This window comes from Dyadobacter sp. NIV53 (genome assembly GCF_019711195.1).
Taxonomy (GTDB): domain Bacteria; phylum Bacteroidota; class Bacteroidia; order Cytophagales; family Spirosomataceae; genus Dyadobacter.
Genome location: NZ_CP081299.1, coordinates 5534074 through 5552201 on the forward strand (window position 1 = coordinate 5534074; position 18128 = coordinate 5552201).

The 18128-nt window shown below is 37.9% G+C and carries 17 protein-coding genes and 1 pseudogene; 12 read left to right on the plus strand and 6 right to left on the minus strand.

The window, feature by feature from the left end; all coding sequences use genetic code 11:
- Positions 1 to 160 precede the first annotated feature (160 nt).
- A complete protein-coding gene (locus KZC02_RS22865) occupies positions 161 to 2566 on the minus strand; it encodes an outer membrane beta-barrel family protein (RefSeq protein ID WP_221395154.1) in 2406 nt (801 codons plus the stop codon).
- Positions 2567 to 2909: 343 nt separating this feature from the next.
- On the opposite strand from KZC02_RS22865, the gene KZC02_RS22870 reads away from it, so the two are divergent.
- Together KZC02_RS22870 and KZC02_RS22875 are read left to right on the plus strand one after the other, a co-directional pair.
- Complete coding sequence (locus tag KZC02_RS22870; protein ID WP_221390802.1) at positions 2910 to 4283, plus strand: MATE family efflux transporter; 1374 nt, start codon at positions 2910 to 2912, stop codon at positions 4281 to 4283.
- A 179-nt stretch (positions 4284 to 4462) separates the two neighbouring features.
- Positions 4463 to 6089 (plus strand): annotated as a pseudogene (locus tag KZC02_RS22875) (NADP-dependent glyceraldehyde-3-phosphate dehydrogenase).
- Between the two features lie 315 nt (positions 6090 to 6404).
- On the opposite strand, the gene KZC02_RS22880 reads toward KZC02_RS22875, so the two are convergent.
- The 4 genes from KZC02_RS22880 to KZC02_RS22895 all read right to left on the minus strand — a co-directional run bounded on the left by KZC02_RS22880 (position 6405) and on the right by KZC02_RS22895 (position 8801).
- The gene (locus KZC02_RS22880; protein ID WP_409014217.1) at positions 6405 to 7190 is read right to left on the minus strand and encodes a helix-turn-helix transcriptional regulator; all 786 of its coding nucleotides are present in this window, start codon (positions 7188 to 7190) and stop codon (positions 6405 to 6407) included.
- 577 nt (positions 7191 to 7767) lie between these two features.
- Positions 7768 to 8046 (minus strand): ester cyclase, encoded by a 279-nt coding sequence (locus KZC02_RS22885; RefSeq protein ID WP_221390804.1) that lies wholly within the window; start codon positions 8044 to 8046, stop codon positions 7768 to 7770.
- Positions 8015 to 8188: a hypothetical protein gene (locus KZC02_RS22890; RefSeq protein WP_221390805.1), complete on the minus strand. Its 174-nt coding sequence runs from the start codon at positions 8186 to 8188 to the stop codon at positions 8015 to 8017. The genes KZC02_RS22885 and KZC02_RS22890 overlap by 32 nt, the downstream gene beginning before the upstream one ends.
- Before the next feature lie 187 nt (positions 8189 to 8375).
- Entirely contained in the window at positions 8376 to 8801 is a 426-nt protein-coding gene (locus KZC02_RS22895; RefSeq protein WP_221390806.1) for a nuclear transport factor 2 family protein, read from the minus strand.
- A 378-nt stretch (positions 8802 to 9179) separates the two neighbouring features.
- Between KZC02_RS22895 and KZC02_RS22900 the strand changes: the two genes are divergently transcribed.
- Both KZC02_RS22900 and KZC02_RS22905 read left to right on the plus strand, forming a co-directional pair.
- Complete coding sequence (locus tag KZC02_RS22900) at positions 9180 to 12263, plus strand: two-component regulator propeller domain-containing protein (RefSeq protein ID WP_221390807.1); 3084 nt, start codon at positions 9180 to 9182, stop codon at positions 12261 to 12263.
- Positions 12263 to 13033 carry a LytTR family DNA-binding domain-containing protein gene (locus tag KZC02_RS22905; protein ID WP_221390808.1) on the plus strand — a complete coding sequence of 257 codons (771 nt, stop codon included), beginning with the start codon at positions 12263 to 12265 and terminating at the stop codon, positions 13031 to 13033. The genes KZC02_RS22900 and KZC02_RS22905 overlap by 1 nt, the downstream gene beginning before the upstream one ends.
- 376 nt (positions 13034 to 13409) lie before the next feature.
- Here KZC02_RS22905 and KZC02_RS22910 read toward each other — a convergent pair whose 3' ends face one another.
- A complete protein-coding gene (locus KZC02_RS22910) occupies positions 13410 to 14120 on the minus strand; it encodes a helix-turn-helix domain-containing protein (RefSeq protein ID WP_221390809.1) in 711 nt (236 codons plus the stop codon).
- Between the two features lie 106 nt (positions 14121 to 14226).
- Here KZC02_RS22910 and KZC02_RS22915 point away from each other — a divergent pair, with 106 nt between their 5' ends.
- The 8 genes from KZC02_RS22915 to KZC02_RS22950 all read left to right on the plus strand — a co-directional run bounded on the left by KZC02_RS22915 (position 14227) and on the right by KZC02_RS22950 (position 17831).
- A complete protein-coding gene (locus KZC02_RS22915; protein WP_221390810.1) occupies positions 14227 to 14460 on the plus strand; it encodes a helix-turn-helix transcriptional regulator in 234 nt (77 codons plus the stop codon).
- Between the two features lie 55 nt (positions 14461 to 14515).
- Positions 14516 to 15067, plus strand: coding sequence for a hypothetical protein (locus KZC02_RS22920; RefSeq protein ID WP_221390811.1), 552 nt, complete (start codon positions 14516 to 14518; stop codon positions 15065 to 15067).
- Entirely contained in the window at positions 15037 to 15801 is a 765-nt protein-coding gene (locus tag KZC02_RS22925) for a site-specific integrase (RefSeq protein ID WP_409014269.1), read from the plus strand. The genes KZC02_RS22920 and KZC02_RS22925 overlap by 31 nt, the downstream gene beginning before the upstream one ends.
- Positions 15779 to 16060 carry a hypothetical protein gene (locus tag KZC02_RS22930; protein ID WP_221390812.1) on the plus strand — a complete coding sequence of 94 codons (282 nt, stop codon included), beginning with the start codon at positions 15779 to 15781 and terminating at the stop codon, positions 16058 to 16060. The genes KZC02_RS22925 and KZC02_RS22930 overlap by 23 nt, the downstream gene beginning before the upstream one ends.
- 22 nt (positions 16061 to 16082) lie before the next feature.
- Positions 16083 to 16304, plus strand: coding sequence for a hypothetical protein (locus KZC02_RS22935; protein ID WP_221390813.1), 222 nt, complete (start codon positions 16083 to 16085; stop codon positions 16302 to 16304).
- Positions 16305 to 16420: 116 nt separating this feature from the next.
- Positions 16421 to 16594 carry a hypothetical protein gene (locus KZC02_RS22940; RefSeq protein WP_221390814.1) on the plus strand — a complete coding sequence of 58 codons (174 nt, stop codon included), beginning with the start codon at positions 16421 to 16423 and terminating at the stop codon, positions 16592 to 16594.
- Between the two features lie 50 nt (positions 16595 to 16644).
- Complete coding sequence (locus KZC02_RS22945; protein ID WP_221390815.1) at positions 16645 to 17151, plus strand: DUF5906 domain-containing protein; 507 nt, start codon at positions 16645 to 16647, stop codon at positions 17149 to 17151.
- Complete coding sequence (locus KZC02_RS22950; protein WP_221390816.1) at positions 17151 to 17831, plus strand: primase-helicase family protein; 681 nt, start codon at positions 17151 to 17153, stop codon at positions 17829 to 17831. Before KZC02_RS22945 ends, KZC02_RS22950 begins: the two co-directional genes overlap by 1 nt.
- The last annotated feature ends 297 nt before the right edge of the window (positions 17832 to 18128 follow it).

The window sequence follows — 18128 nt, forward strand, 5'->3', positions numbered from 1 at the left end:
TTTTACACAACGTTAAAAGAAAAACCACGATTTTGACGCAAAAGAGCAAAGGGCAGACCGTTACAGAATGTATCAACAAGGTATAAATTAATTAATACTTTTGGAACAACTTTTGGATTTATTTCTATCTGAATACATAGAATAAGTTCGTGCTGCATATTTAGAATTCTCCTTCTGCTCCTTCTTTTGGTTTCTTTTTTGCCTGATGCAGACGATAATTTAACGTTAAATTGATTTGTCTTCGTCTGCCTTGAGACCTGTTTAATGCATAAAAATTTTCTCCTTCTGTTACAGACCTGTATTTGCGTGAATTGAAAACATCAATAACACTAAGTGTAAGTGTTCCGTTATTTTTCAGGATATCCCTGCTTGCTGCGAGATCCAGTGTGGCAAGTGCTTTGCGTCGTCCCTGCGGTGTTTGCTGAGGCGCTTCATAATTGCCACGTAATTGCAGGTCAGTGGTTTTCCAAAGAGTAAAACGCTGCGTAGTCCTTACAAACCAACTATATGTATCACTTTTGAAATCAGCATCAACACCCGTTCCATCAGTTACTGCCCTGAAAAAATTTACGCTGCCATCTATTTTCCACCATTGGTACGGAACAAAAGAACTTGTAAATTCGGCTCCGTATGCGTCTTCCGTTCCCAGATTTTCGGGCCTTGTGTACGAGTTTCCATTTTCTTGTACACGGCGGATACTGGTGATTTTTCCATCCGTATGCCTGTAATAAACAGAAGAAGTAATAGAGCCTTTGCCAAAATATCTGATATGGCCCAGCTCAAAAACATTGGTAAATTCAGGGTTCAGATCAGGATTGCCACTCCAATAATTTCTATTGTCACTGTATGTGGCAAAAGGGCTTAAATCATTGTATTGCGGCCGCCGGACACGCCTGCTGAAACTCAGCTGTAATGCATTTTGCTTCGCCAGGTCATACGTAACATGCACACTGGGAAACAAATTGGCATAGTTCCTGTCGTTTACTTCTTTAGTAGTTCTTAGTTCGGTCGTTACACCAGTCCATTCCGCACGCAAACCAGCCTGATAAGAAAGTTTTCTGAATTTGCTTCCTATGATACCGTAAGCAGCATTAATTTTTTCTTTATACAAAAAATCATTGGTCAGGTTTGGGAGAGTGATCCATCCGCCGTCGTTGTCTTGCTGTGTTACCGTATAATCGTTGGTCATATTACGAGTACTGCTTCTTAAACCAGCTTCCAGTTTGCCGTCCTTACCAAAAGGATGCACATAATCGGCTTGAAAAAGAAACTGTTTTTCCGTTTCGTAATTTACAGCACGTTGTAAAATAGACGGTGCAGCCGGGCTGCCGTCCGGTTTATAAATGTTTTCATTATAGTACTGATCAGAATTTTCCCAGTTGTCCAGATAGCGTGCATCTGCCGTAAATTCCTGGCCTTTACGTTTAAATGTTTTTTTGTAAGTCAGTGCGTATTCCGAATTCGGCTCGGTTTCAGTTTCATCCTGTGTCCGGTTCGTAAATCCGGTAAGGTTGTTGATACTTGAAATATAATCGCGGTATTTCAAGGTTGAAAAACGCTTTCCTTTACTTGTTCTCCATGTATAGGAGCCTGTAAGGACATTCTTGTCATTAAAATAATAATCAATTCCTCCACGCGCACTATTTGCCATTCCCTTAAGACTGGAACGCATGTCGCGTTCCGAAATAAATGTAGAATCGTTCCGGTACAGTTCCTGATACAGATAATTAATACCCGGTGTATTCCGGTGCGACATGGTATAATTGATAAAAAAATTAAGATTTTTACGGCGGTAATTCACATTTGCTGCTGCTCCGATATTGGTTGGATAACCCGTAATAATATCAAATGAACCATTAAAACCTTCTTTCCTTTCTTTCTTCAAAACAATATTAATAATTCCGCCCATACCTTCCGCTTCATACCGGGCCGACGGATTAGTGATAATCTCAACCCTTTCGATCATACTTCCCTGTAATTGCTGCAGGCCGCTTCCACCTTTGATACTTACCAGGCCGGAAGGTTTTCCGTCAATCAGAATCCGTACATTTCCTGTTCCGCGTAAGCTTACATTTCCTTCTACATCCACTGCCACGGAAGGTACGTTTGTCAGGATATCAACGGCTGTTCCACCTGCATTAGCAAGATCTTTTCCAACATTGAATATTTTTTTATCCAACGATAACTCCATTGTACTTTTCTCAGCCTGAATCGTAACTTCTTCCAGGTTCCGTGCAGACGCAGCCAGCTTAATACTCCCTATTTCCAGTGGAGAATTAGTGGCATTGAGTTTCAGCCCATTGGAGAAATGAGGTTTGTAGCCAATAAATTCGGACATCGCATAATAATTTCCAGCTGAAATATCCACGACAAAACTTCCGGTTTCATCTGTTATTGCACCGGCAACGAATGAACTGTCGGTGGTTTTAAACAATCTGATACTGGCATAGCCAAGGGGTGTACTGGTTTGACTATCAATAATTTTTCCGATTACCTTTAACTTTCCGTCACTTTGGGCAAAAATTTTATTTTCTTCTAAAAAACTGAAAAAAAGTATCGGGGTCATGAGGCATATACACTTCCTCTTCAGATTGTTCCATGCGCTGTTTTGTGTCCTAGCCTTCAGATTCATTATGTCAGGAGTAATATTTGTTCGATAATATAAAATATGATTTTACATATATAGAAACCATTTTAGACGTTCATTTTACTTAATAAACAAGTAAAAGAGTTTCACACTGAGTAAGGAAGCTTACCCCGCGCGGTTAGGCACATAGAGCAGCGTGTTTCTCAATTACGTTAAATAAACTCTGCACCCACTGTGCCCAACTCCTCTGCTTTGTGTGAAACTCTTCCCATTGAATTTCCTAACTTTGCAGCTTTTTGAAAAGATTACGAATACATATTCCATGAAAGACGAAGCATCAAAAACCATCAGATTAGCACTTCCTATCATTATTGGTGAACTTGCACAAATGGCATTGCACCTGATTGACAGTGCAATGGTTGGTGCAATCAGTTATAAACAACTTGCAGCCGCAGCATTGGTTCTGAATGCCATGAACATTCCTTTTGTAATTGGTATCGGAATGACTATTTCGGTTTCTCAAATGGTTTCCCTTGCACACGGACGCCGGGATTCGCCACTGGTTTCTCACTATTTCTTTAATGGATTTATTCTTTGTGCAATTACGGCCCTGGTCATTTCCCTTACGCTCGTATTTGGAAAAGATATTTTATATCATCTGGGGCAGGATCCGGAAGTTGTAACACTTGCCATCCCGTTTATGCAGCTAATGGGGTTATCCATTATTCCTATGCTGCTGTTTATGACCCTCAAACAGTTCGCCGACGGACTGGAATATACAAGAACCGCCATGACACTTTCTTTGGCTGGTATGCCCTTAAATATCCTCTTGAACTGGCTGCTGATCTATGGCAACTGGGGATTTCCTAGACTGGAACTAGCCGGAGCCGGTTGGGCAACGCTCATTACGCGCTCATTAATGTTTCTGGCGCTTGGAGCTATTATTTTGAAACACAAAACATTCAGTAAATATATTGCAGTAAGCAGCAATCAATGGAAATTAAGGAGTAAAACCATGCGTGAACTGCTGCATATAGGCGTTCCAAGCAGTCTGCAGATAGGGATGGAGGCAGGTGCATTTGCCGTGTCAGGAATTATTATTGGTACATTGGGAGCAGTTGCCCAGGCTTCCCACCAGATTGCACTGAGCTGTGCTTCTTTCACTTTTATGGTATCAATGGGGCTTGCACAGGCGGGTTCCATACGGGTTAGTAATGCTTTTGGAGGAAACAACTGGAGTAAGATCTTTATTATTGGTAAAAGCACAATTTTTACGGCATTAATTTATGGTATAATATGCGCCATTGCTTTTGGTGTATTTCGTAATCAGTTGCCCAAAGCGTTCAATGATAATGCCCAGGTGCTTGAAATGGCTGGTTTGCTGTTATTATTTGCAGCTGTATTTCAAATTTCAGACAGTACGCAAGCCATTAGCGCCGGATTATTACGAGGAATAAAAGACGTAAAAGTGCCTACAATTCTGATTGGAATTGCTTATTGGGTGGTTGCTATTCCGTTTGGCTACGTGTTGGCCTTCCATTATAATCTGGGAGCTGTTGGAATGTGGGTAGGACTGATCGTTGGACTTACTTTGGCTTCTATATTCCTGATTACCCGTTTTTTCAAAATGACAAGAAGGAACACGCTGGAAGCGGATACAGAAAAACAAAGTGCAGCGAATTATATCAGCGAATGACAAACACTTTCACAGCGTACTGCTTATTCCCGTAATGAACAGTATGGAAAAGCCGGTTTAATCCGAAAAAATGATTTAAATTATGCTTTTAAAGTAATAAGGCAGACGTGATCGGGTGCAGATATTTTCAATGATTTATCCCTTCATTCTTAGTACGAAATAACTTAAATTTAGATATAATGGATTTCAGTTCAGCGTTAGAAAACATTTTTTTAGAAGAAAAAGACATTCCTTCTGAGTTCAAACTCCCCGCACAAGTACATCAGCGTGAATACCTTAGCAATGGTGAAATGAAGCCATGGACCGGACAGGTCAGCGAAGTTTTTTCTCCGGTTTGCGTAAAAACACCGAATGGCCTGGAACGCGTACTGATTGGAAGTTATCCGGTTTGTACAGAAAAAGAAGCACAGGAATCTTTGGAAGCCGCTGTAACGGCCTATGATAATGGTCGTGGTGAATGGCCGATTATGGGTGTAGCCGAGCGGATTCATTGTGTGGAGCAGTTTACAGGTAAAATGATCGAGCAGAAAGAGATCATTGTCAAACTGATCATGTGGGAAATCGGGAAGTCATTGGCAGATTCTGCCAAAGAATTTGACCGGACTGTTGAATACATTTATGCTACTATTGATTCCCTCAAAAATCTGGACCGCGATTCGTCAAAATTTGAGATTGTAGATGGGATTGCTGCCCAGGTTCGCCGCTCGTCATTGGGCGTTGTGTTGTGTATGGGGCCATTTAACTATCCCTTAAATGAAACTTTTACAACCCTGATTCCTGCCCTGATCATGGGGAATACAATTCTTTTCAAACCTCCGAAATTCGGTACATTATTACACTATCCTTTGCAGGAAGCGTTCAGGAGTTGTTTTCCAAAAGGTGTTGTGAATGTTATCTATGGTCGTGGAAATGTGATTGTTCCAGGCCTGATGCAATCGGGAAAGATTAATGTTCTTACCCTGATTGGTTCCAGTAAGGTTGCCAATGAACTGAAAAAGCAACATCCGAAAGTAAACCGTCTTCGTGCTGTTTTGGGGCTGGATGCTAAAAATGCGGCTATCGTGACGGCTAATGCGGATATAAGTATGGCGGTAAAAGAAATACTTACTGGTTCATTATCATTCAACGGACAACGTTGTACAGCATTAAAAATCGTGTGGGTGCACCGCAGCATTGCCGATGAATTTTTGAAGCAGTTCAGTGCTGCCGTTGCAGAATTGAAATTCGGCATGCCCTGGGAAAAAGGCGTTTCGCTTACTCCGCTTCCTGAAACCAACAAGATTGAATACCTGAATGGATGTATTGCAGATGCAAAGGCAAATGGCGCGGAAGTAGTGAATGAAAACGGCGGAAAATCAGTTGCTTCATTTTTTTATCCGGCAGTGGTTTATCCGGTCAACAGTAAAATGAAGTTATACCACGAAGAACAATTCGGGCCGATTATTCCGGTTGTGCCATTTGATGATCTGGAAGAAACACTGGAATATCTGATAGAAGCCACGCACGGACAGCAGGTAAGTCTTTTCAGTGATGATGCCAATGAAGTAGCTTCAATGATTGACCCGCTTGTAAACATTGTAAGCCGGGTAAATATTAACAGCCAATGTCAGCGCGGGCCGGATGTTTTTCCATTTACCGGAAGAAAAAGACAGTGCAGAAGGAACATTATCCGTACCAGATGCGATACGTTCATTTTCGATCCGTTCTCTGGTTGCCTTCAAAATGAACGACGCTAATAAAGAACTGATCAATGAAATTGTACACGACGACAGCTCGAATTTTTTGAGTACCAAGTTTATATTTTAGTACGAGGCGGATCAGTGCATTGTCATGTGAAGCTTTAAATGGTGTAATTTTATCACATCGGGCGGAGTCGGAATGTTAAGCTATATAGCCTGCATTTCGACTCCGCTGCCATTGACTGATATGTAACATGCTGGTTATCAATGGTGCTAATTTGGTTGCCTGGGTTTCGACTGCTTCGGCAGTCCGATCCGCTCAGCCTGACCCATATCATGTCATTTTCAATCGGATCGCCGAAGCGAGAGCTTGTTGCGCACGAAATAGTTATTCAATGTGACAATCCGTTAATATTTTTTAGCTTTTTAATTTGCTTTTACTTTAATTCTGAAAAGCTACGGACTCTTTTAAATGTTGTAAAAGGTCTGTTCTAAGCGATTCGGGTGATATTACCTTCATTTCATTGGCAAAACGGGCAAGCTCATATATCAGTTCTTTGTTGACGATCATGTGAAGACGGCATTTGAATTCGGTTTCATCGTCTGCCAGAATATCTTCCTGATTAAACGGGAAAAATGGCTGTGAACGAAAGTAACGTCCACGCATAGGTGTCATGGAAATAACCACATTTTGAGCAGGCTCATCATAAACTGCAATTCCTAATGCTTTGCTGAAATATGCATCTGCATCGAAAGCAGATGGTTCATAACGGTCAGATGTAATTTCAATAGAGTCAGCCAGGATACGATCCAGTCCAAAACAACGGATTCCCTGGCGGTTACGTGCAAGACCGATCACATACCAGCGATTCCTGTGCTCTTTTACCACATATGGTTCCAGTTCGTACGTAACAGGTGTATCGTTTTCAAATTTCTGATGTGAAAAACGTACCATACTGGCTGATTGAATTGTATTCAGGAAAACTTCTATTAATTCTGCTCCGTGTTGGAATTGAAATTTCTTTCGAACATTGTTAACCTCGCTCTCTGGCTTTCTCTCAATCGTACCGTGTTGGAATTGAAATCTTGTAACATTTATGTTTGTCACGGATTCGACAAACGCTCTCAATCGTACCGCGTTGGAATTGAAATAAAATGCTTTGTATTGAGCAGACGAAGCAAATCCGACTCTCAATCGTACCGTGTTGGAATTGAAATCTTGTAACATTTATGTTTGTCACGGATTCGACAAACGCTCTCAATCGTACCGCGTTGGAATTGAAATAAAATGCTTTGTATTGAGCAGACGAAGCAAATCCGACTCTCAATCGTACCGTGTTGGAATTGAAATTGCAATTGTAAGCGTTTGCTCGATTTTCATAATTGCTCTCAATCGTCCCATGTTGGAATTGAAATAAATCTTATTTGAAGTAGTTGTGGGGGGACTTGAGAAACTTAATCATTCTATAAGAAATTAAAATTCGTTTCCTGAACTTTAATTGTATTATATAACGCAACGTGTTAATTTCTGCTTTTTCAAACCACATCAGCCCAGAGATCGTGTATGTTCATTAGTAGTTTTAGTATCAGCAATAAACAGTTTGGCGGGAGGAGTAAGAGTAAGTTTTTCATGGCGTTGTTGGTTTAAGCATTAAACTTGAAAAGACAATGTCCGCCTGTATTCCACAACTTCGTGCTTATATCACGATCCAGGATCTGATATTTTAAGTGAATACAGCATATCAGTTGGTTAGGCGGACTTTGCCAGATTATTCTGGATGGCTAATAAATGCATTAATATTTTCTTATTCCAACGGCGGAAGTATACGTGCTCCAATTTGAAGCATTCGTCCTAAATCGTTTGCGTTACGCCAGGTTTCTACCATCTTTCCGTCTACAAAATGGAATATAAAAGTGCATGTAAACTCTTGTCTTTTACCCGCAGCTGGTATTCCCAAAAAACTTGACTGCATGCACGAATTGGTTGCCCGGACTGCCACTTTTTCACCTTCCCCAATCATGTCATTTACAGTCCATTTCTGGTCAATGTGATCAGAAGGTGCCGAATAAATAACGGATTCCATCAGGCCCTTCCGGCATTACCGGTGGCCCTCCATGCATTTTCCAGGTCGGGGATACCATCTCACAAATCTCTTCAACTTTACATTCGCTGATTAACCGGAGCCATTCTTCAGCTAGCCTTTTGTTTTCTTCTACGGTATTCATTTAAGTATATAATTAAGGTATGTTTAGAATTTTACTATTGTAAGTATTTGTTTAACAGCTAATTGTAGTCATTTTAGTGAAATAAAATTATATCGGGTTTCTATTTCTAAAAAAATATAGTAACCAAAGTGTAGAAAAAGGTTATTAAAGTGTAGTGATTTTGAATTGTATTGTTTTCTGGATTTTCTTAGCAGTATCTGCAAATTTGTTTCTTAACCAATCGGATGACTGGTCCGACCAACGGTAAATTTTCGTAGTAAAGTGCTCCGGCATCGTAGTAATTCCGGTGGGAAATGATTTTGTCGGCAACCAGCAGAACTGAAATTCCTGAGACCTTGGTGCGTTTGGCTGGTGTTTTAAATTCGAGTTCTAATTCCCACGATAAATATGCCTTGTCATGCAGAATACTTTGCTGGGTGAATTTGTAACTTCCCTGAACCAGATTGGCATTAAACATTTCATAATATACTTTTATTCCTTCCATGCCTCTTACCGAACGTACCGGGTCTTTGAACTGAATATCAGCAGAATAGAATTCATCCAGCTGTGATATTTCACTAAGTGGTAAGCTTTCAAAATATTTTTTAAATTTATCAATCGTATCCAAATTCATTTTTCTTTGGTTTTAATTTATTTATGAACGCGTTCTTTTGATCTTGATCAGACAGTTCGAAATTATTGCAGCTTGTTGTCTTTTAAAAATATAAATGACCGGGATGTAGGAATAGTAAATCCAAACGTAGGCAAAGAAGGAGGAAGCGTTTTATGTTCATACGGTCAGCTTTTTCCGGTTTTATTTTTATCAGTTATATAAATGGGCTTTAAAATCCGTGTCAGTTTATTTTTGCTACGTTTCCATTTAATTTTCCTCCCGTTCGATAAAAAAAATGATGGATTACTCCTGTTTTTTGCAAAATTTATAACAGTAAAATAGGGGAGTTTGCTGGTGGGAAAATACAGTTGTTCCAGGTTTTTGATTTGACGGTCGGATATGGATTCTCAGCTAAAAAATCTTGTTATTTGCTGGTTGCTGCACCTGATCATTGCCGGTGTAAATATGCCTGTACATGCACAGGAAATGGATTTTAAGGTAACCAGATATGGTGAGTCGGATGGGCTCGACAGCAAAAAAGTGCGTTGTATGATCCAGGACAGAAAGGGTATTTTGTGGCTGGGTACGGTTGAAGGATTAAGTAGTTTTGATGGCTACAAATTCAAAATGTACCGGAAAAAGTCATCGGATCCCAATTCAATTTCTTCCAATTATATTACTGCTTTGGCGGAGGATAAAAACGGGCTGATATGGATGGGGTTTCAGCAGGGATACGTAACTTCCTACAATCCGGAAACAGGGAAATTTAGAAATTATATTCTTCGGGATAATAATAACCTCCGCTATCCTTCGCAGGAGATCAGGATGTTATATGTAGACACTGATAATGATATATGGATCAGTATTTACCGGACAGGTTTTATGCGCCTGGATCAGGAAACCGGAAAATGCGTTCATTATAGCCTCGTTGCTCAGGATGTTCCGGCAAGCGACAGAAAAAGGCTGTATGATTATGTAACCGGAATTTGCGAAATGGAAAAGGGTAAATTCTGGATGTCGACCGCCGACGGGCTTTATTCTTTTGACAAAAAATATCGTAAACTTCGCTCTGTTTCATTCCCGATTGCCGAACAGAATTACATCAGAAGCGATTTATTTACTTCTATCCAACATAATGGCGATCAGCTTTGTATGAGTTCCTGGTCGGGCGGGGTTTCATTTTATAATACCAAAACAGAGAAATGGGATAACTTCAAGCATAATCCTGCCAAGGTTTCAGGCACCACCAATATTGTACATGGCGTAGTGAGGCAAGGGAATGATTCGCTTTGGGTCACAACTTCCAATGATGGCGGTTTTGGCTATTTTCTAAAATCAACGGGTAAATTTCATTTTTATAAGGACATATTTCCTGAGGGTGAGTATTTCGGGCTATGGCAGGACAGAGCATCGAACTTATGGCTGTTTCATGAAAAAGGATTGCTCAAAGTCCGTATTGAAAAGAAAAAATTTGTTTTTCATCCCGTATCCGTCTCAAAATCTGATAATGGCTCGACTTATATTATTTCTAAAATCTTTGAAAATGACAAGTTTCTGCTAACCGGAACCATGTTTGCGGACGGGCTTCATGTGTATAACAAGCAAACGGGGGTAAGTAAAACATTGCCATTTGAGTATGACCGGGATGAAAAGGTAATGATTGTCCATGATATTTTTCAGGACAGCCGGGGTAAAATATGGATTATCACACGGGATTATATTTATCATCTGGATGAAAATAAAATAGTTTTAAAAAAGCCAGTTCAGCCTCTGCAGTTTCCGGGAGAAGAAAACACATCTAATTTTTTTCGGCGGATCTGTGAAGACCGGCAAGGTAATATCTGGATTGCCAGCCGCAGAAATGGTGTTTTCGTATATGACCACCAAATGGAAAAATACATTCATTATTCACCCAAAGAAAAAGGTGCAGGTTATATTCCGGTTTTCAATATAGCTACTATCTGCATGGATCAAAAAGGGCAGGTCTGGATTGGCGGAAGCAACGGTTATCTGGCTTATTTCAGTAACAGTTCAAGAAATTTTGTATCCATATCTCAGAAATCTCTGGGAGAGGCAGCCGGAAATGATGTCCACGCTTTGATTACGGACCGGAAAGGTACGATTTGGGTAGGAACTGACGCAGGTTTACTGAGCTATGAATTCAAAAAAAATGTTCCGGTCCGTACCTGTATGCTTACCGCAGAACATGGTTTACGCGGCGATATTGTGTACGAAATGTGTGAAGATAAATCAGGGAAAATATGGTGCATTACCAGTTCTTTTCTGTGTGTGTTGAAGCCTGAAAATCATACAATTACCAACTTTGGATCGTCCGACGGAGTTGAGTATTCGGATACGGAACAGCGGCTCGTTCTTGCCAATGAACATACCATGCGCTTTTCACTTGCAAGAGGTTATTATGAGTTTGACCCTGCATTTCTAAAACTAAAACGCAAGCCGGTTCCGGTACTGATCACTTCATTGAAGGTGAACGACGAGGAGAGATATTACGAACCGCAGATACATCAGGATGGAAAAATAAGTCTGGCTGCGGGAGAAGATCAATTATCATTTGAATTTGCAGCGGTAGATCTGGGCCAGCCCGAAAAACAGCATTACGCCTACATGCTGGAAGGAATGGATAAAAACTGGGTCAATTGCGGAAGCCGCAGGTACGCCAGTTACACGAATTTACCAGGCGGAGATTACGTATTTAAAATCAGGGCAAGCAGTATCGATGCCGACTGGGAAGAACCAGCTGTAAAATTGCAGGTTCATATTGATACCGTTTTCTATAAACAATGGTGGTTCAGGTCATTTATGCTGTTGCTTTTTGTGTGCATCGTTTACATGATTTTCAGGTACAGGATTAGCCAGGAACAAAAAATTTGTGCGTTAGAAAGTAGGGCTCATTCGTTGGAAAAGGAAAAGGCAATGGTGATGTATGACAGTCTGAAACAGCAGTTGAACCCGCATTTTTTATTTAATTCACTTACCTCATTAAGCAGCCTGATCCGGATTGACCAGAAAAAAGCCGGTGAGTTTTTGGAAGGATTGAGCAGCACGTACCGATATATCTTAAAAAACAGGGATAGCGAGCTGGTATCGCTTACGAGTGAGATCCAGTTTACTGAAACTTACATAAAACTGCAGACAACAAGGTTTGAAGAAGGTTTACAAGTCAATGTTTCGATTAATTCTGAATATGCGCATTGGAAAATTGCACCTGTTACATTACAAAACCTGATCGAAAATGGCATTAAACACAACAAAATAACGAATGACAAACCACTTGTTATTGACATTTTTACGGAAGATGACAAGCTGGTAGTTCGGAATAACCTGCAAAGGAAAAATTTTGTCGAAACCAGCAACCGCAAAGGTCTGACTAATATCTGCTCTTTATACCAATACCTAACTGACAGGACGATTGAAATTATAGAAAATGAAAAGTTCTTTATTGTTAAAATCCCCTTAATATAATGAAAGCAGTAATCATAGAAGATGAAAGTCTGGTAGCGCGGGAGCTGCAAAGTAAAATCTTTTCAACTGCATCCGACGTAGAGGTAATTAAAATTTTACAAAGCCTTGAATCGGCAATTGCCTGGTTTAAGCAGCACGAACAGCCGGATATTCTGTTCATGGATATTCAGCTCGGTGATGGCGTAAGTTTTGAGCTGATGGACCATATTGAAATTACCTGTCCGGTTATTTTCACTACCGCTTACGATGAATATGCGATCAGGGCATTCAAAGTAAATGGCGCGGATTATTTGCTTAAACCCGTTGATCAGTCCGAATTAAAAAAAGCAATTGATAAATGCCGCGTTCTGGTGGGTAAAAATAATAATTTACAAACCGACATTCAGCAGCTTTTACATACCATGACGCACCCTTCGGAAGTGAAGTCTGCATATAAAAAGAAATTTCTGGTAAGTCTGAGAAATCAATGGATTCCCATTAACACCGAAGATATTGCCTGTTTTACGAAGGACACCATTCATTTTCTTTATACACTGCGAGGTGACCGGCATGTAATTGACTTTACGACCATGGAAGATATCGAAGAGTTGCTCGATCCGCGTAAATTTTTTCGAGCAAACCGCCAGTCCATCATTAATATTGAAGCGATTCAGGGAATAAAGTTTCATGAAAACCAGAAACTGACCGTTTTGTTAAAAAGCCCCTTAAAATTGGAAATGGATATCAGCCGGGAAAAAGCACCTGCATTTAAGAAATGGTTTGATAACTGAGAATTTAAATTCCCGGGACAAAATTTTGAATCAACCTTAATACGAAAAAACCCTCAATACAAGCTGTATCAAGGGTTTTAACTTTTTTTGCAAGAGAGAGGGACTTTTATATAATATATAATTGTCTTGTTTACAGATACTTAGGCTTTTTTTAGCTTTACCTGTACTCTTAATTGCATCCATTTGAATTATTAATGGAAAAACAAAATATCTATATACAGTTGATAATCAGTGATTTATATATGTACTCGCTAAATTTAAAATGTACTCGTATTTTATTTATATTTTCATTATTTTTAATAGTGGGTTTATCCTAGCGTCGACTCTATCGGGAAACCTAAAAACAGATCAGAAACGAAGTCGGTAACAGTTCTGATCATCCTGCTTCATCATTCTCGTTTTTCTTACCATATATCTTATCAAGAAATAACTGAAAAATATTCAGTAAAAATTCAGATTCAACTAGCCCAAGAAGATTATATCTAAATATTTCATTCATAAAATTTTCTTCTTTAACTGCCAAATTCATTAATTTTTTAGTTTCAGGTCCATCATACAAATTCTGTATTTTGTATTTTGTCTCATCAAAAAGTTCTTCAAATTTTTGAAAGTCATTGGCAGACAATTTTTTCGTATATTCATTAAACTCGGTGTTAGAATAGATAATTTCCTTTTTGGTTTTGAGATCTTTTACTCTGACCCTACCAATAAAGTGCTTGTCAGCCAATTCATAATAATCCTGCATAAGATGGCTTTTTATCTTATCCTTCAAATTTTTGTCTTTTTCTTTATAAAAAGCTACAAGGTCTCTTAAATATTCATTCTGTTCCTGAATGTCGGTTAACTTCTTTTTAGTGTCGTTTATCCATTTGACATCATTCAATTCAGAACTACCCCTGTAAAGAACCTCATTTATAGATACACCCAGGGCTTTTGATATGTTAGTAAGCTGTTCAATAGTTAATTTTTCACCTCTATTTTCAAGATAGGCATAGTTGGACCTTGTAGTATTTAGCCTGTCTGCTATCACTTCTTGTGTCAAATTAAGGCTTTCTCTTATCGCTCGGATGTTATCTGTTATAGTCATGCTCAAATTTATAGACAAAATTTTAATAATTATTGACAATAATTGTTTTTATTGTCGTGAATAATTCTTTGCTTTGTGATATCATATACTGACAAATAAATACAATATGCAAACATCAATCAAAATTGCAATTGACCGATATGAAAATAATATCGGATGTAGAATTAAGCCTGATCGTCTTTTCTATAATAAGATTGGAATAAATCAAAAGAGGTTTGGACAACTCTTAAGAGGTGAAAAGGAGCCACTAATAAGTGAGGCTAAAAGTCTTGCAAAATTTTTAGGTACATCAATAGATGAACTCTGCAACAACATAAAGCCCGGCCACTACTCGAAATAGTGCCGGGCCAAAAGTATTACCTCATCAATTTCTCAACAATTAATTTAGTAATTCAATGACAAAGATACCAAATTTCAATGCACCGTCATTACACTCCAGTCAGAATCAACGCTTCGTTGTAAGTATTCGTTTTGTTTTGCGATATACTCCTTCTAGAATTAAAGAGAGTATATTATATGTACGTACAACAGTCAATGGAACGCGTGCACCTGAACGATCTTTAAATATGAAAATCGTTAAGTCTGAATGGGATAGCACTCAACAAACTATTTTAGGAAATTCGGATCAGGCGCAGATTTGCAACGCACGAATTCAGCAGGTAAAAACTTTGTTTGATAAGACATTTTTTTTAATGCAGCAGTCTGGTGAATCCATAACGGCCAAAAGATTACAGGAACGTGTATTTGGTGAAAAAGCTCAATATTCTAGTTATAAAGACGCTTTTAACCGATTCATTGCAGAAAAGATAACTACTACAAAGGTCAGCCCACGTACGATTGAAACCTATAATAAATACTATCGACATATTTCATCTTTTTTGAAAGTAACGGACATAAAAATATCCTACTTCAAGACATTTCAGAGAAGAATATGCTTGATCTTTTAAATTATTTTAAAAGGAAATATGCTCAAGACTATGCAGTAAAAATTGTACAGTTTTTCCGATCTATTTATACTTATGCAGTATCAAAAGGAATGGTTGAAAAAAATCCTCTTACAAGCATTAGACTTGAGAAGCTTGGTGAATATGACACAACACACCTAACACAAGATGAGGTGAAGAGGATTTCTAATTTTAATTTTTACAAATTAAATCTTCCTGCCGAATCATTAAAAGTTTTGGACGAAGAAAGAGACGCTTTAATTTTTACCTGCTATACTGGATTACACCATTCAGACTATAAAAATGGAGCCTTTGAATTAATTGAATATAATGGACGTACATGGATATCAGGTTATAGGGTTAAGTCGAAAGGAGGAAGACGAGATAAGCCGTATTCTATTCCCTTACATCCATTGGCATTGGCAATTGTTGATAAATATGGAGGAATTGATAAGTTGCCTAAGCGCAATAATTCAAAGCGAAACCAGATACTTAAAAATATAGCTGCATACACTAATATTAAAGTCAATTTAACGACTAAAATAGCGCGAAAAACATTAGCTGATTATTGCTTAAATACTCTTCAAATGAGGCAAGAAGTATTAGCCTCAATACTCGGTCATGTTTCTACAAAGTTTATAAAACACTATGCTAAAATAAGCAACAGTTCAATTGATGAGGCTATGCAATTTGATAACTTAAATTCTAAATTAGATGATACTGAAAATCACAAATAAGGAAGGGTTTTCTTACGAATTGCCCGTTAGCTGCCTTAAATATTCTAGAATTACAAAGACTTGGGTAGTTTATTCAAAAGCAGTTAATAAGCGTAAATCAATGGCTATTTCCAATGCAGTAGCAGAATCATTATTAAAGGAGAAAGTAACTACCAGGCATGACCGAGGAGACTATGTTTTGTTTCAGGTTAATGCTAGTGATATGTTCATTGATCCGACAAAAGGGAATGTCATTTTTGATCCCAAAAAACATCTTTAATCACTAATTAAATATCTCAATTATGGTAAATATCGGAATGATACAAGAGGCCGTAGATAAAGCAACGGATTTTGTAAATAATAAAGCTAATCTGAATGAAGAAGTTACAGACAGATTAAATGAATTTTTATTCGAAATATTAAGAAAATCTCAAATTGAAATCAGTAAAAGAGATATTATTGAATTAGGTCTTTCCAACTTAATTTATCTTCAATTACAAAATGATCCAGGCTCAACATTATAAACCAAGTATTCACTTAAAATAACAAAAAACGCCTTTACTACATTATGGCAAAATGTAAGTAAAGGCGTTAAATCATCCATTATCAAAACTTCAACTCGTTCAAAATCAAAGCAAATATGCAAACAAAAGCCGAAAATACGAAATCTATTAAAAGTAAAGGAATTAAAAATGAAAACGAAATTCTGCAAGATCAGGAAGGAGTAAAGTTGAATGATTTAAATGGTTTAATTAATGATGCTGTTGATACAAAAGAAGAAAACAAGGCAAAGGAAGAAAGAGAAAAAAATTAAAAGAATCTATTCAAAAACAATTTATTCGGGTAGCGGATGATTATTACAAGTTGGTATTTACACCTGATAAGACAGGGAATACTTTTCGGACTTATGATAAACGTCAGAAAGGTACAATCATTGATGATTACGGTAGAAGAAGCATACAATTTGTAAAGAAGTATGAAGGATTTTGTAATGTAGCTTCTCACGTCAATTTTCAACCTGAAATTAAAGGCTTTTTCAATAAGTATCATCCTTTAAGCCACAAACCTAGCAGTGGTAAATTTGAAACCATTACAAGCGTTCTTTCACACGTCTTTGGTGATAAAATCAACTTTATATTAGACTACCTACATTTATTATATATGAAGCCTACTCAACGGCTTCCAGTTTTACTTTTAGAGTCAAAAGAGAAGAATACAGGTAAGAGTACTTTTGGTACACTACTTAAAATAATATTTGAAGATAACGCAATTAAGTTAGGTAATAACGATTTTGAAAGTGAGTTCAATGAGATATGGGTTAGCAAACTATGTATTATTGTAGACGAGACATCCCTAGAAAAAAAGGCATAATGCAATTAATTAAACGCCTTAGTACTGAGACAAGTAAAATTACATCCAACGAAAAAAACAAAGCCCAAAAACAGATTGAATTTATTGGCAAGTTTGTGTTTATGAGCAATGAAGAAGGTAGGGCATTACCGATAGAACGCGGTGACACTCGTTTTGCAGTTTTTAAGGTACCAACTTTTAAAGAAAAAGGGTTGGTTGATGATCCCAATATCGAAAACAAAATCAGACTTGAGATTCCTGCTTTCCTTCATTATCTGGAAAATACCAAACCTATTTATCCCGAAATGGGCAGAATGTATTTTGATACAAAAGTTTACTATACGGATCAGCTTTTCGCGTATTATGAAGGTAGCCAATCCTATATAGCAAAGGCTATCCAAGAATTTATCAAAGATGCATTTGAGATGTTTCCGGATCAAAGGGCTTTACATTATTCAGTTTCAGATATTATCAGTCAATTGTCAGTTGGTGAGTATGCAAAGAAATCAGACAGGCAGCAAATCAGAAGAGCATTAGAAAACGAGTTGTCAATGGTTGAGCAAAATAAGCAACGATATGAATTTTATAATCTTGCTCAATTTCATACAGGCAACAACAACGAAAATTACAATTCAGAAGGGCGAAATAATAGAGTTTTTGAATTTACACGCGAACAATTCAAAATTGATTGGAAAAGCTAAGAAAATATTGTTTTGGAACATCTGGAACAAATTCAGAACGTTTTACAGGCATTTTGGAACGGGAAAAAGTCTTAAAAACTCTATTAAACATTGTTTTAAAATATTAATCATTTTTTTGGAACAATGGAACATTTAATAATAAGTAATATGTAGTCAGTAAGTTACAGTGTTCCAAAAGTGTTCCGAATCTGTTCCATGTTCCAAAATAAGTAATAGTGTTCCATTGTTCCATAATTTTTAATAAATACTGCTAAAACACGTATTTTTCTTTAAAATCAATTAGGCCGCTAAAAGAAA